This window comes from Streptomyces sp. NPDC020801, assembly GCF_044334385.1.
GTDB lineage: Bacteria > Actinomycetota > Actinomycetes > Streptomycetales > Streptomycetaceae > Streptomyces.
The window spans coordinates 63,102-76,273 of sequence record NZ_JBIRST010000012.1 but is presented as its reverse complement, the minus strand read 5'-3'; the positions used below and the strand labels follow the sequence as shown (position 1 = coordinate 76,273).

The following is a 13,172-nucleotide window of genomic DNA, read 5'->3' as shown; positions in this document are numbered from 1 at the left end:
AGCAGACGAAATGTCTCACCTGCTCGACACCGTCGACGCCGCGTCGCTCCGTCAGGACATCCCGGCCTTCCGCCCGGGTGACACCGTCAACGTGCACGTCCGCGTCATCGAGGGCAACCGCTCCCGTGTGCAGCAGTTCAAGGGTGTGGTGATCCGCCGCCAGGGTTCCGGCGTGCGCGAGACCTTCACGGTCCGCAAGGTCTCCTTCTCCGTCGGCGTCGAGCGCACCTTCCCGGTGCACACCCCGATCGTGGAGAAGATCGAGCTCGTCACCCGTGGTGACGTGCGCCGCGCCAAGCTGTACTACCTCCGTGAGCTGCGCGGCAAGGCCGCGAAGATCAAGGAGAAGCGCGAGAGCTGAGCGCGCTTTCCGGGGTTCTCAGCGGGGCCGGATACCATTCGGCCCCGATGGACACCGAAGCACAGCAGACGGAGCGCGACCGCTCCTCCCGCCCTTGCGCCGCCGGACCCGAACAGGCTCCGGACGCGCCGGGACCGGAGGAACGGTCGCGTTTCGCGTTGGTGGCACGGATCACGGACTGGCTCCCCGGTGGGCGGATCTCCCTGACCGTGCTGATCTGCCTGGTCTTTTTGCTGCTTCTCAACACGTTTGTGGTGCAACCGTTCCAGATTCCGAGCGGATCCATGGAGCAGGGATTGAGGATCGGGGACCGCGTTCTCGTAAATAAGTTGGCGTACCGTTTCGGTGCCGCGCCGCGGCGCGGCGATGTCGTCGTGTTCGACGGCAGCGGGTACTTCGGGGACGCCGACTACATCAAACGGGTAGTGGGTGTGGGGGGAGACCACGTGGTCTGCTGTGACAAGGAGGGGAGGCTCCACGTGAACGGCCGGTCGGTCGACGAGTCGACGTTCCTCTACCCCGGCGACAGCCCCTCCACGGTGCCCTTCGACGTCGTCGTGCCGGGCGGCACCCTGTTCGTCCTCGGCGACCACCGCGGCGACTCCAGCGACTCCCGCGACCACCTGGGCTCACCGGGCGGGGGCATGATCCCGGTCGGCGACGTGATCGGCCGCGCGGACTGGATCGTCTGGCCCTTCGGCCACTGGACCCGCCTGACCCGCCCGAGCGCCTACGCGCGCGTGCCGGAGGCGCGCGGGCCGGAGAACAGCGGCGGTCTTCATGGGTAACCGCGGCAGACCACGCGGCGCGTCGGTCAGCGCCGCCGAGAACCTCCTGCCCACCGGGGCCAGGCGCGCCTCCGCTCCGGCCGGCAGCGGCCGCACCCGCGCGGAGCGGCGCAAGCTGCAGCGCAAGGTGAAGCGGAAGCGCAGGCGCTCCGCCGTCCGGGAGATACCGCTTCTGGTCGGCGTCGCCGTGCTGATAGCACTGGTGCTGAAGACCTTCCTCGTGCAGGCCTTCGTGATCCCGTCGGGCTCCATGGAGCAGACGATCCGCATCGGCGACCGCGTCCTGGTCGACAAGTTCACCCCGTGGTTCGGCTCCAGGCCGCAGCGCGGGGACGTCGTCGTGTTCCACGACCCGGGCGGCTGGCTGGCGGGCGAACAGACCGCCAAGAAGAACGACCCGGTCGTCGTCAAGCAGGTCAAGGAAGGCCTCACCTTCATCGGCCTGCTGCCCTCCGACAACGAGAAGGACCTCATCAAGAGGGTCGTCGGCGTCGGCGGGGACCACGTCAAGTGCTGCGACGCGCAGGGCCGGGTGACCGTCAACGGCGCTCCCCTGAACGAGGGTGACTACCTCTATCCGGGCAATGCCCCGTCCGACACCCCGTTCGACATCACCGTCCCCAAGGGGCGGCTGTGGGTCATGGGCGACCACCGGGGCAACTCCGCGGACTCGCGCGCCCACCAGAACACCGCCTACGGCGGCACCGTCTCCGAGAACTCCGTGGTCGGGCGGGCCATGGTGATCGGCTGGCCCATCGGTCACTGGAACATGCTGCAGGAGCCAAAAACCTTCGCCTCGGTGTCCGACGCGGCCGCCGGGTCGACCGCCGCCGCCCGGCCGTCGCATAGGGTTGCTCCCGACGATCCGAACGGATCCGTTCAACTCCCGAGCCCTGCGGAACTCCCGCTCGTTATGGGAGTGGTGGGCCTGCGCCGCGCACGGTGCGGGCGGCGGCACGGCGTAAGGAGTTGGCGTGGGGGATGTGGCGGTTGGCGCACGGTCCGGACACGACGGCGAGGAGCACCGCGGACACCCCGTGGAGGCGGCGGACCCAGCTGCCGGCCACGCCGTGACCTCAGGGAGTGAGAGCGAAGCAGCCGAGGACGGCACGGTGACGGAGCACAACCACAGCGGTGAGCAGGGGACCGGTGGCACCCCCCCGGAAGCGAAGAAGCCGCGCTCCTTCTGGAAGGAGCTGCCCATTCTGATCGGCATCGCGCTGGTGCTGGCCCTGCTGATCAAGACGTTCCTCGTACAGGCGTTCTCGATTCCCTCGGACTCGATGCAGAACACCCTGCAGCGGGGCGACCGGGTCCTGGTCGACAAGCTGACCCCCTGGTTCGGCTCCCAGCCCGAGCGCGGCGAGGTCGTCGTCTTCCACGACCCGGACGACTGGCTGGCCGGTGAGCCGACGGCCAGGCCCAACGCCCTGCAGACGGTGCTCAGCTGGATCGGCCTGATGCCGTCCGCGGAGGAGAAGGACCTCATCAAGCGCGTCATCGGCGTCGGCGGCGACACGATCGAGTGCAAGAACTCCGGGCCGCTGATGGTCAACGGCAAGGCCCTGAACGAGCCGTACGTGTACCCGGGCAACACCCCGTGCAGCGTCGACGACCAGGGCGGCCAGTTCAAGGTCAAGGTGCCCAAGGGCTACATCTGGGTCATGGGCGACCACCGGCAGAACTCCCGGGACTCGCGCTACAACCAGACCGACAAGCACCACGGCATGGTCCCGGTCAAGGACGTCGTCGGCCGCGCCATCGTGAAGGCCTGGCCGATCAACCGCTGGGGCACACTGCCCGTGCCGGACACCTTCGACCAGCAGGGCATCAACCAGCAGTCCTCGGCGGCGGGCGCCCTGACGGCGGCCCCCGAAGGCGTGGCACTCACCCTGGTGGTGCCGGTGGCGCTGTGGCGGCGCAGGCGGTCGCCCAGGGCCGGGGCCGGGACGGGCACCCCGACGACGGCCACCGGGAGCCGCTGAGCCGGCCGAGCGCCGGCCGTCCGGTGACCACCTTCCGGGGGCGGCCTGACGGTACGGGTCATTCCGCTCGTACCGTCCGCCCCTGTGAAGCCCTCGTGGAGCTTGCGCCTCCGGCCCGGAAAGATGCGCCTCCGGCCCGGAAAGAGGGGCTGCCCCGTTTCGATACCGCCGGGTAGGGTGCGGGTCCATGGGTGGCGAGAGCACGACGCGTACGGCCCCGCGCAGCGGCGGCACAAGCAGGGGTCCGGTGGGCAGCAGGACCGGGCAGCGACTGTCCGGGCTGGCCGTCGCGCTGGGACTGGTGCTGTTCCTGGGCGGATTCGCGTGGGCAGCGGTGGTCTACCGGCCGTACACCGTGCCCACCAGTTCGATGACGCCGACGATCGACATGGGCGACCGGGTGCTGGCCCAGCGTGTCGACGGCGGCGAGGTGCGCCGCGGTGACGTCGTCGTCTTCCGCGACAGGACCTGGGTGCAGAACGCGGCCGTCGTCAAGCGTGTGGTCGCCGTCGGCGGCGACACGGTCTCCTGCTGCAAGCAGGGCAAGCTGAGCGTCAACGGCAAGGAGATCGACGAGCCGTACCTGAAGGGCGCCGCGGCCGAGATCAAGAATTTCCCGACCGTGAAGGTGCCCGCGGGCCGTCTGTTCCTGCTCGGTGACGAACGCCAGGGCTCCCTGGACTCCACCGCCCACCTCACGGACGCGGCCAGTGGCACCGTCTCCCGCGGTGCCGTGAGCGCCCGGGTCGACGCCGTCGTGTGGCCCATGAAGGGCATGCTGGAGCGTCCCACCGGCTTCGAGGCGCTCGGCACCCTCTCCCAGCCCGGTCCGCTGCGCACGATCGTCCTGCTGATCGCGGGTGGCGCCGTCCTCGTCCTGGCCGGTGGCGCCTACGGCCCCATCGCCAAGCGAGTGGGGGCCTCCCGCGCCCGCGCGCGGACGGAGCCGGCCGGTGCCCGCTGAGGCCACCGGCGAGCTGCGCAAGGTGGCCCGGGTGATCCTGCTCGACCCGGAGGACCGGATCCTCCTCCTGCACGGCCATGAGCCGGAGGACCCGGCCGACGACTGGTGGTTCACACCGGGCGGCGGACTGGAGGGCGACGAGACGCGGGAGGAGGCCGCGCTGCGGGAACTCGTGGAGGAGACCGGCATCACCGAGGTCGAGCTCGGCCCGGTGGTGTGGCGGCGCAGGTGCTCGTTCCCGTTCGCGGGCCGCCGCTGGGACCAGGACGAGTGGTACTACCTGGCCCGTACCACCCAGACGGCGACCGGGGCCACGACCCTGACCGAACTGGAGCGGCGCAGTGTCGCGGGAGCACGCTGGTGGACGTGTCGGGAACTGACCTGGGCACATGAGACGGTGTATCCGACCAGACTCGCCGAGCTGCTGCGCACACTGCTCGACGAAGGTCCCCCGGCCAGGCCCGTGACCCTCGACACCGAAATCGTCTAGGGCCTCATGGGACTGGCGCACAATGGTGGGACCGCACGGCTGAAGGGGAACATGCCATGAGCGCCGAGGACCTCGAAAAGTACGAGACCGAGATGGAGCTGAAGCTCTACCGGGAGTACCGCGACGTCGTCGGTCTGTTCAAATTCGTGATCGAGACCGAACGGCGCTTCTACCTCACCAACGACTACGAGATGCAGGTCCACTCGGTCCAGGGCGAGGTGTTCTTCGAGGTGTCCATGGCGGACGCCTGGGTGTGGGACATGTACCGGCCGGCCCGGTTCGTGAAACAGGTACGTGTCCTGACATTCAAGGATGTGAATATCGAGGAGCTGAACAAGAGCGACCTGGAGCTGCCGAGCGGGTGAGCCGCGGTCGGAGCCGCGGTCGGAGCCGCGGTCGGCGGGTGCCGGGGCGCGGCGGGGATTCCACCCGTGTGGGTGATGTGGTTGTCCACAACCGGTGAGTAACCCACCAAGATCCACTTCCTCCGGCCGGATGCGTGAGCGTTGGCGCCGGAGGTGGTGCCGACATGAACACGCATCGGGCGCGCAGCGCACTCGGCAGGTACGGAGAAGGCCTGGCCGCGCGGCGACTGGCCCAGGCCGGCATGACGGTCCTGGAGCGCAACTGGCGCTGCGGCAGGACGGGCGAGATCGACATCGTGGCCCGGGACGGTGACGTCCTGGTCGTCTGCGAGGTGAAGACCCGCAGGGCCGGGATCTTCGAGCATCCGATGGCCGCGGTGTCGCCGGAGAAGGCCGAGCGGCTGCGCGGCCTCGCCGAACGCTGGGTCCAGTCCCACGGCGGGGCGCCACCGGGCGGCGTCCGTATCGACCTGGTCGGCGTGCTGCTGCCCCGGCGCGGCGCGCCCGTGGTCGAGCATGTGCGGGGGGCGGCCTGATGGGGTTCGCGCGTACGTGCTCCGTGGCCCTCGTCGGCGTCGAGGGCGTGGTCGTCGAGGTCCAGGCCGACCTCGAACCGGGCGTCGCGGCCTTCACCCTGGTGGGTCTGCCGGACAAGAGCCTGATCGAGAGCCGCGACCGGGTGCGCGCGGCGGTGGTCAACTCCGGTGCCGAGTGGCCGCAGAAGAAGCTCACGGTGGGACTCAGCCCGGCCTCGGTGCCGAAGGCCGGCAGCGGCTTCGACCTCGCCGTGGCCTGCGCGGTGCTCGGCGCCGCGGAGCGGATCGACCCCCGGGTGCTCGCCGACATCGTGATGATCGGGGAACTCGGCCTGGACGGGCGGGTGCGGCCGGTGCGGGGCATCCTGCCGGCGGTGCTGGCCGCCGCGGACGCCGGCCACGAGCAGGTGGTCGTGCCCGAGTGCGCGGCGGCCGAGGCCGCTTTGGTACCCGGTGTCTCCGTGCTCGGCGTCCGCAGCCTGCGGCAGCTGATCGCCGTGCTGACGGACGAACCGGAGCCCGAGGAGGACCAGGACGAGCAGGGCCGGCCCGACCCGCTGCTCGCCGGGCTGCGCATGCCCGGCACCGGCGCGGCCACCGGCATGCACAGCGCGGGCTCCGCCCAGCAGGACCAGGGCCACGACCTCGCCGACGTCGTCGGCCAGCTCTCCGCGCGTACGGCGGTGGAGGTCGCCGCGGCCGGAGGGCACCACCTGTTCCTGGAGGGACCGCCCGGCGCGGGCAAGACCATGCTCGCCGAGCGGCTGCCCGCCGTCCTGCCCCCGCTCGGCCGGCAGGAGTCCCTTGAGGTCACGGCGGTCCACTCGGTGGCCGGACTGCTGCCACCGGGCAAACCGCTGATCGACCTCGCCCCCTACTGCGCCCCGCACCACTCGGCCACGATGCAGGCCCTCGTCGGCGGCGGCCCCGGCGTCGCCCGGCCCGGCGCCGTCTCCCTCGCCCACCGGGGCGTGCTCTTTCTGGACGAGGCACCGGAGTTCGGCAGTCACGCCCTCGACGCCCTGCGCCAGCCGCTGGAGGCGGGGCATGTGGTGATCGCCCGCAGCGCCGGAGTGGTGCGTTTCCCGGCGAAGTTCCTGATGGTGCTCGCGGCCAACCCGTGTCCCTGTGGTCGGTTCTCGCAGCGGGACACCCTGTGCGAGTGCCCGCCCTCGGCGATCCGCCGCTATCAGGCCCGGCTCTCCGGGCCGCTGCTCGACCGCGTCGACCTGCGGGTCGAGGTCGACCCCGTCACCCGGTCAGAGCTCGCCCGGCGCGGCGCCCGGGGCGAGGCCACGGCGACGGTGGCCGAGCGGGTGCGGGGCGCCCGGGAACGCGCGGCGGCACGGCTTCGTGGCACACCGTGGCTGACCAACAGCGAAGTGCCGGGACGCGAGCTGCGAAGCCGCTGGCACACGGCCGCGGGCGCGATGGACGAGGCCGAGCGCAGCCTGGAGCGCGGTGTGCTCACGGCCCGCGGGCTCGACCGCGTGCTCCGGGTCGCCTGGACGGTCGCGGACCTCGTCGGTCACGACCGGCCCGACGCGACGGACGTCGCCCTTGCCCTGCAACTGCGCACCGGAGTTCCGCGCGGTGTGCCCATGGCCATCGGGGCACTGACATGAGCGGCCCGGACGACCCCGACGGCGAACTGCTCGCCCGTGTCCTCCTCAGCCGGGTCCTCGAGCCCGGCGACCAGGTCGGGGGGAGATGGACGCGGGAGCTCGGGGCGGTGGAGGTGGCCCGCCGGCTGCGGGCCGGCGCACCACGGCTCGCCGGAGTGTCGGACAGACGGTGGTCGGGGCTGTGCGCGCGGGCCGCGCGGGCCGAGCCTGCCCGGGACCTGGCGCTCGCGCGGGACGCCGGCGTGCGCTTCCTGCGGCCCGGTGCTCCCGAGTGGCCCGCCCAGCTCGACGACCTCGGGGACGCACGCCCCACGGGACTGTGGGTGCGCGGCCGGCCCAGCCTGCGGATATGGGCGCTCCGGTCGGTCGCCGTGGTCGGCGCCCGGGCCTGCACCGAGTACGGCGCCCACATGGCCGCCACCCTCGCCGCCGGCCTCGCCGAACGCGGCTGGGTGGTGGTGTCCGGCGGAGCCTACGGCGTCGACGGCGCCGCCCATCGCGGCTCGCTGGGCAGTGGCGGAGCCACCGTGGCCGTCCTGGCCTGCGGCGTCGACCGGCCCTATCCGCGCGGGCACACCGAGTTGATCAGCAGAATCGCGCAACAGGGCCTGGTGATCGGCGAGTTGCCACCGGGCGACCATCCCACGCCGAGCCGGTTCATCGTGCGCAACCGAGTCATCGCCGCGCTCACCCGCGGCACAGTGGTGGTCGAGGCCGCCTACCGCAGCGGCTCGCTGGTCACCGCCCGGGCGGCGCAGCGGCTGGGCCGTCACACCATGGGGGTGCCCGGCCCGGCCACCAGCGCGCTCTCCGCCGGCGTGCACGAACTCCTGCGCGGCGGGGCCACGCTCGTCACCGACGCCGCGGAAGTCGTCGAGCTGGTCGGCGACATGGGCGAACTGGCCCCGGACCGGCGCGGCCCGGTGCTCCCTCGTGACCTGCTGGAACCGGACGCCCGGCAGGTCCTGGCCGCGCTGCCGGCGCGCGGCGCGGCGACGGCGGCCGAGATCGCCCGCGAGGCCCGGACCACGCCGGACGACGTGATCGCGAGACTGTACGAACTCCGCTCACTCGGCTACGTCGAACGACACGGCGAGGGATGGAAGTTGACACGCCAGGCGATGATCTCGGCCCGGGCGGTTCGGGACGGGTGCTGACCGAGCGTGTTCGCCCGTCCGGGGGAACGCCGATGCCTGCGCAAATTCCCGCAGTTGGGGGTCGCGCCGGTGACCGAGGGTGACGGGCGTGACCCGGCGGGGCGCCCCACGGAACGAATCTGCGCAACGTCCGCGCCCCGCCGTTCGCGCACCGCGACACTCCAGTCACGCTACGCTCACGTGGTTCCGACATCAAAGACCCCGATCCGGACCCAGACCGACAGTCCACCCAGACGCCCGCACTACACGGCAGAACGACACAAGGCGACGAATGCCCCAGCACACCTCCGGGCCCGACCGGGCGGCGATCCCCCCAGCCGCCCGTGACGGTGGCAGCGTGCGCCCGCCCGCTCCCTCGACGCTCGAGGAGCTGTGGCGGTCGTACAAGGCGACGGGGGACGAGCGGCTGCGGGAGCAGCTGATCCTGCACTACTCGCCGCTGGTCAAGTACGTGGCGGGACGGGTGAGCGTGGGGCTGCCGCCCAATGTGGAGCAGGCCGACTTCGTCTCCTCGGGGGTCTTCGGGCTGATCGACGCGATCGAGAAGTTCGACGTCGACCGGGAGATCAAGTTCGAGACCTACGCGATCACGCGGATCCGGGGCGCGATGATCGACGAGCTGCGTGCGCTGGACTGGATCCCCCGCTCGGTGCGGCAGAAGGCGCGCAACGTGGAGCGGGCGTACGCGACGCTGGAGGCGCGGCTGCGGCGCACTCCGTCGGAGATCGAGGTGGCCGCCGAGATGGGGATCGCGGTCGACGAACTCCACGCCGTCTTCAGCCAGTTGTCGCTGGCCAACGTGGTGGCCCTGGAGGAGCTGCTGCACGTCGGCGGCGAGGACGGGGACGGGCTCAGCTTCATGGACACCCTGGAGGACACCGCCGCCGACAACCCGGTGGAGGTGGCCGAGGACCGCGAGCTGCGGCGGTTCCTGGCCCGGGCGATCAACACGCTGCCCGAGCGGGAGAAGACGGTGGTCACGCTGTACTACTACGAGGGCCTCACCCTCGCCGAGATCGGCAACGTCCTCGGGGTGACCGAGAGCCGGGTCAGCCAGATCCACACCAAGTCGGTGCTCCAGCTGCGCGCGAAGCTGGCGAGCTTCGGGCGGTGACCTTCCCCGAACGGACGGCAGGCGGCGGGCGGCGGGCGCCGAGTCGCTCCCTTCGCGGCCGGCGCGTCCGTAGAGTGGTTGACGTGCCAAGGATTCGAGCGGCCTCCGTGGCCGAGCACCGGTCGATGCAGCGAGCCGCCCTGCTGGACGCGGCGCGCACCCTGCTGTCCGAGGGCGGGACGGAGGCCCTGACCTTCCCCGCCCTGGCCGAGCGGACGGGGCTGGCGCGGTCGTCGGTGTACGAGTACTTCCGGTCACGGGCGGCCGTGGTCGAGGAGTTGTGCGCGGTCGACTTCCCGGTGTGGGCCGCGGAGGTGTCGGCGGCGATGGCGGCGGCCGGAGGGCCGCAGACCAAGGTCGAGGCGTATGTCCGAAAGCAGCTGGAGCTGGTCGGGGACCGGCGGCACCGCGCCGTGGTGGCGATCTCGGTGAGCGAGCTGGACGCGGGAGCCCGGGAGAGGATCCGGGCCGCGCACGGCGGGCTGGTCGCCATGATCGTGGAAGCGCTGGGGGAGCTGGGGCACGGGAATCCCCGGCTGGCGGCGATGCTGTTGCAGGGGGTGGTCGACGCGGCCGTGCGGAGGATCGAGCTGGGAGCGGCGGAGGAGCCCACGGTGATTGCCGAGGCGGCGGTGGCGATGGCTCTGCGAGGCGTCCGGGGCTGAGCCGGGCCGGTCGTCGCCCGGTCCGGGCTACGGCAGGGGCTCGGGCACTCCCAGCACCGGCAGCAACCTCGACGGTCCCCCGTTCAGCAGCCATGGCGGCAGGAGCAGCAGGGGATTCAGGTACGTCTCCCCGCTCAGCAGGCCCCAGTGCAGGCATGCGCCGCCGCAGTGCGGCCCCGTGGCCTCCACCGTGCCGATCACCTCGCCGGCCGCCACTTCCTCGCCCTTCCTGACCGATGCGCTCACCGGTTCGTACGTCGTCCTCAGGGGCGGGTCGCCCGTCCCGGCCAGCTCCACCGACACCACGCCCCTCCCGGCCACGCGGCCCGCGAAGGACACCCGCCCCGCCGCCACCGCACGCACGGGAGTGCCCGGTGGGGCTCCCAGGTCCACACCCCGGTGCCCGGGCCCGTACACCGTCGCCGGTGGTTCCCAGCCCCTGAGCACCCGCGGACGCACCCCCACCGGCCAGAACCTGCCCACCGCCGGCACCGGACGCCCAGCCGGCACCGGCCCGCCCTCCGCGGACCCCGCCGGCGACGGCGCCGACACGACCGGCGGAGCCGGGCCGCCGCTCCCGCCGCCTCCGCCGCTCCCGCGAACCCCGTCATGTCCGACACCCCCGCCCGCCCACGCCACCGAGGCCAGCAGGGCAGCCACCCATCCCAGCAGCACTCCGAGCCACCTCCACCCACTCACGCATCGCTTCCCACACGTCCGGAACATGCGTCCACCGTCCCGCACTCCCGCCGATCACGTCCGGGATCTGTGGACAACTCTCCGGTTGTGGACATTGGCGTCACCCGGTGCCTCGCGGGTCCCGTACACTTCTGGTGGCGATCCGGGTCACCGGGTCGACTTCGCACGCCCCGACATCCTGGCCGGCAACGGTCGGTGTCAGCGCCCCTCGGTCCCTCGTGGCACGGCGCACTGCGGGCGTCAGGCGCGGGAACCGTCCGGTTCCCGCGGCACAACCGAGAAACTCAAGGAGAGTACGGCCATGGCCGTCGTCACGATGCGGGAGCTGCTGGAGAGCGGCGTCCACTTCGGTCACCAGACCCGCCGTTGGAACCCGAAGATGAAGCGCTTCATCTTCACCGAGCGCAACGGCATCTACATCATCGACCTGCTCCAGTCGCTGTCGTACATCGACCGCGCCTACGAGTTCGTCAAGGAGACCGTCGCCCACGGCGGCACGGTCATGTTCGTCGGTACGAAGAAGCAGGCGCAGGAGGCCATCGCCGAGCAGGCCACCCGCGTCGGCATGCCCTACGTCAACCAGCGCTGGCTGGGCGGCATGCTCACCAACTTCTCGACCGTCTACAAGCGTCTGCAGCGCCTGAAGGAGCTCGAGCAGATCGACTTCGAGGACGTCGCCGCTTCCGGTCTGACCAAGAAGGAGCTTCTCGTGCTCTCGCGTGAGAAGGCCAAGCTGGAGAAGACCCTCGGTGGTATCCGCGAGATGCAGAAGGTGCCCAGCGCCGTCTGGATCGTGGACACCAAGAAGGAGCACATCGCGGTCGGCGAGGCCCGCAAGCTCAACATCCCGGTCGTCGCCATCCTCGACACCAACTGCGACCCCGACGAGGTCGACTACAAGATCCCGGGCAACGACGACGCGATCCGCTCCGTCACCCTGCTCACCCGTGTGATCGCCGACGCCGTCGCCGAGGGCCTCATCGCCCGCTCCGGCGTCGCGACCGAGGGCAAGGGTGAGAAGGCCGCGGGCGAGCCGCTCGCCGAGTGGGAGCGCGACCTGCTCGAGGGCGAGAAGAAGGCCGCCGAGGCCCCGGCCGCCGAGGCCGAGAAGCCGGCTGAAGCCCCTGCTGCGGAGGCCGAGAAGCCGGCCGAGACCCCTGCCGCGGAGGCCGAGAAGCCGGCCGAGGCCCCCGCCGCCGAGGGCGAGCAGGCCTGACCCGTCAGTCCGCGTTGACGGCGGGAGCGGTGGCATGATCCCCCATGGCCTTGACGGCATGGGAGGTGCCCCCATCGCTCCCGCCGTTCACCCGTAGGTCGGCGGTGCGTCAGCGGGCCCCGGCTGCATGGGGCCCGCAGCCCCCTGATCTTCGATCTCAAAGACTTCGAGAAAGATTCACAGACTCATGGCGAACTACACCGCCGCCGACGTCAAGAAGCTCCGTGAGCTCACGGGCGCCGGCATGATGGACTGCAAGAAGGCGCTGGACGAGGCCGAGGGCAACGTCGAGAAGGCCGTCGAGGCGCTGCGCATCAAGGGCCAGAAGGGCGTCGCCAAGCGCGAGGGCCGCTCCGCCGAGAACGGCGCCGTGGTCTCGCTCCTCGCCGACGACAACTCCTCCGGTGTCCTCGTCGAGCTGAAGTGCGAGACGGACTTCGTCGCCAAGGGTGACAAGTTCCAGGCCGTCGCCCGGGCGATCGCCGAGCACGTCGCCAAGACCTCCCCGGCCGACCTCGAGGCCCTGCTCGCCTCGGAGATCGAGGCCGGCAAGACCGTCCAGGCGTTCGTGGACGAGGCCAACGCCAACCTCGGCGAGAAGATCGTCCTGGACCGCTTCGCGCAGTTCTCCGACGGCTTCGTGACCGCGTACATGCACCGCACGATGCCCGACCTGCCCCCGCAGATCGGTGTCCTCGTAGAGCTCGACAAGCGGAACGACGAGGCCGCTGCGGTTGCCAAGGGCGTCGCCCAGCACATCGCCGCCTTCGCGCCGAAGTACCTCTCCAAGGACGAGGTCCCGGCCGACGTCGTCGAGTCCGAGCGCCGTATCGCCGAGGAGACCACCCGCGCCGAGGGCAAGCCCGAGGCCGCGATCGCCAAGATCGTCGAGGGTCGTCTCAACGGCTTCTTCAAGGACGCCACGCTGCTCGGCCAGCCGTACGCGCTGGACAACAAGAAGTCGGTCCAGAAGGTTCTGGACGAGGCCGGTGTCACCCTGAAGCGCTTCACGCGCATCAAGGTGGGCATCTGAGTCCGTACCGCGACGGACGCCCGGCCCGGATAGGGTCGTAAGCAGTCGTCGACGTCACGCGCGCATGCCGGCACGCACGCGCGCGTGGCGGACGACAGCAGATCTGACGAGGAGGCCATTGCCGCTGCATGGGATGCGAAACACGCCCCACCGGCAATGGCCTTCTTCGCATGT

15 protein-coding genes are annotated in these 13,172 nt (G+C 71.3%); 14 read left to right on the top strand and 1 reads right to left on the bottom strand.

Annotated elements, in window-relative coordinates; genetic code table 11:
• The first annotated feature begins 10 nt into the window (after nucleotides 1-10).
• From rplS to ACH4UM_RS24505, 12 genes are all read left to right on the top strand, one after another.
• Nucleotides 11-361, top strand: a complete 351-nt coding sequence (rplS, locus tag ACH4UM_RS24560; protein WP_398183114.1) for a 50S ribosomal protein L19 — start codon at nucleotides 11-13, stop codon at nucleotides 359-361.
• 47 nt (nucleotides 362-408) lie between these two features.
• A complete protein-coding gene (gene lepB, locus ACH4UM_RS24555) occupies nucleotides 409-1,149 on the top strand; it encodes a signal peptidase I (protein ID WP_398183111.1) in 741 nt (246 codons plus the stop codon).
• The gene (gene lepB / locus ACH4UM_RS24550; protein WP_398183108.1) at nucleotides 1,142-2,236 is read left to right on the top strand and encodes a signal peptidase I; all 1,095 of its coding nucleotides are present in this window, start codon (nucleotides 1,142-1,144) and stop codon (nucleotides 2,234-2,236) included. Before lepB (ACH4UM_RS24555) ends, lepB (ACH4UM_RS24550) begins: the two co-directional genes overlap by 8 nt.
• Nucleotides 2,124-3,134, top strand: coding sequence for a signal peptidase I (lepB, locus tag ACH4UM_RS24545; RefSeq protein WP_398183105.1), 1,011 nt, complete (start codon nucleotides 2,124-2,126; stop codon nucleotides 3,132-3,134). The genes lepB (ACH4UM_RS24550) and lepB (ACH4UM_RS24545) overlap by 113 nt, the downstream gene beginning before the upstream one ends.
• A 187-nt stretch (nucleotides 3,135-3,321) precedes the next feature.
• Entirely contained in the window at nucleotides 3,322-4,098 is a 777-nt protein-coding gene (gene lepB / locus ACH4UM_RS24540; RefSeq protein WP_398183102.1) for a signal peptidase I, read from the top strand.
• A complete protein-coding gene (locus tag ACH4UM_RS24535; protein WP_398183099.1) occupies nucleotides 4,088-4,588 on the top strand; it encodes an NUDIX hydrolase in 501 nt (166 codons plus the stop codon). The genes lepB (ACH4UM_RS24540) and ACH4UM_RS24535 overlap by 11 nt, the downstream gene beginning before the upstream one ends.
• A 56-nt stretch (nucleotides 4,589-4,644) precedes the next feature.
• The gene (locus ACH4UM_RS24530; RefSeq protein WP_018102380.1) at nucleotides 4,645-4,953 is read left to right on the top strand and encodes a DUF2469 domain-containing protein; all 309 of its coding nucleotides are present in this window, start codon (nucleotides 4,645-4,647) and stop codon (nucleotides 4,951-4,953) included.
• Nucleotides 4,954-5,087: 134 nt separating this feature from the next.
• Nucleotides 5,088-5,489: a YraN family protein gene (locus ACH4UM_RS24525; RefSeq protein ID WP_398183096.1), complete on the top strand. Its 402-nt coding sequence runs from the start codon at nucleotides 5,088-5,090 to the stop codon at nucleotides 5,487-5,489.
• Nucleotides 5,489-7,114, top strand: a complete 1,626-nt coding sequence (locus ACH4UM_RS24520; protein ID WP_398183093.1) for a YifB family Mg chelatase-like AAA ATPase — start codon at nucleotides 5,489-5,491, stop codon at nucleotides 7,112-7,114. The genes ACH4UM_RS24525 and ACH4UM_RS24520 overlap by 1 nt, the downstream gene beginning before the upstream one ends.
• Nucleotides 7,111-8,271, top strand: a complete 1,161-nt coding sequence (gene dprA / locus ACH4UM_RS24515) for a DNA-processing protein DprA (RefSeq protein WP_398183090.1) — start codon at nucleotides 7,111-7,113, stop codon at nucleotides 8,269-8,271. Before ACH4UM_RS24520 ends, dprA begins: the two co-directional genes overlap by 4 nt.
• 271 nt (nucleotides 8,272-8,542) lie before the next feature.
• Entirely contained in the window at nucleotides 8,543-9,385 is an 843-nt protein-coding gene (gene whiG, locus ACH4UM_RS24510) for an RNA polymerase sigma factor WhiG (RefSeq protein WP_398183087.1), read from the top strand.
• A 107-nt stretch (nucleotides 9,386-9,492) separates the two neighbouring features.
• Nucleotides 9,493-10,050, top strand: coding sequence for a TetR/AcrR family transcriptional regulator (locus ACH4UM_RS24505; protein ID WP_398183575.1), 558 nt, complete (start codon nucleotides 9,493-9,495; stop codon nucleotides 10,048-10,050).
• A 27-nt stretch (nucleotides 10,051-10,077) separates the two neighbouring features.
• Here the strand turns inward: ACH4UM_RS24505 and ACH4UM_RS24500 are convergent, their stop codons facing one another.
• Entirely contained in the window at nucleotides 10,078-10,533 is a 456-nt protein-coding gene (locus ACH4UM_RS24500; RefSeq protein WP_398183084.1) for a murein hydrolase activator EnvC family protein, read from the bottom strand.
• 517 nt (nucleotides 10,534-11,050) lie between these two features.
• On the opposite strand from ACH4UM_RS24500, the gene rpsB reads away from it, so the two are divergent.
• Nucleotides 11,051-11,965 carry a 30S ribosomal protein S2 gene (rpsB, locus tag ACH4UM_RS24495; RefSeq protein ID WP_398183080.1) on the top strand — a complete coding sequence of 305 codons (915 nt, stop codon included), beginning with the start codon at nucleotides 11,051-11,053 and terminating at the stop codon, nucleotides 11,963-11,965.
• A 187-nt stretch (nucleotides 11,966-12,152) separates the two neighbouring features.
• The gene (gene tsf / locus ACH4UM_RS24490; RefSeq protein WP_398183077.1) at nucleotides 12,153-12,998 is read left to right on the top strand and encodes a translation elongation factor Ts; all 846 of its coding nucleotides are present in this window, start codon (nucleotides 12,153-12,155) and stop codon (nucleotides 12,996-12,998) included.
• Nucleotides 12,999-13,172: the final 174 nt, after the last annotated feature.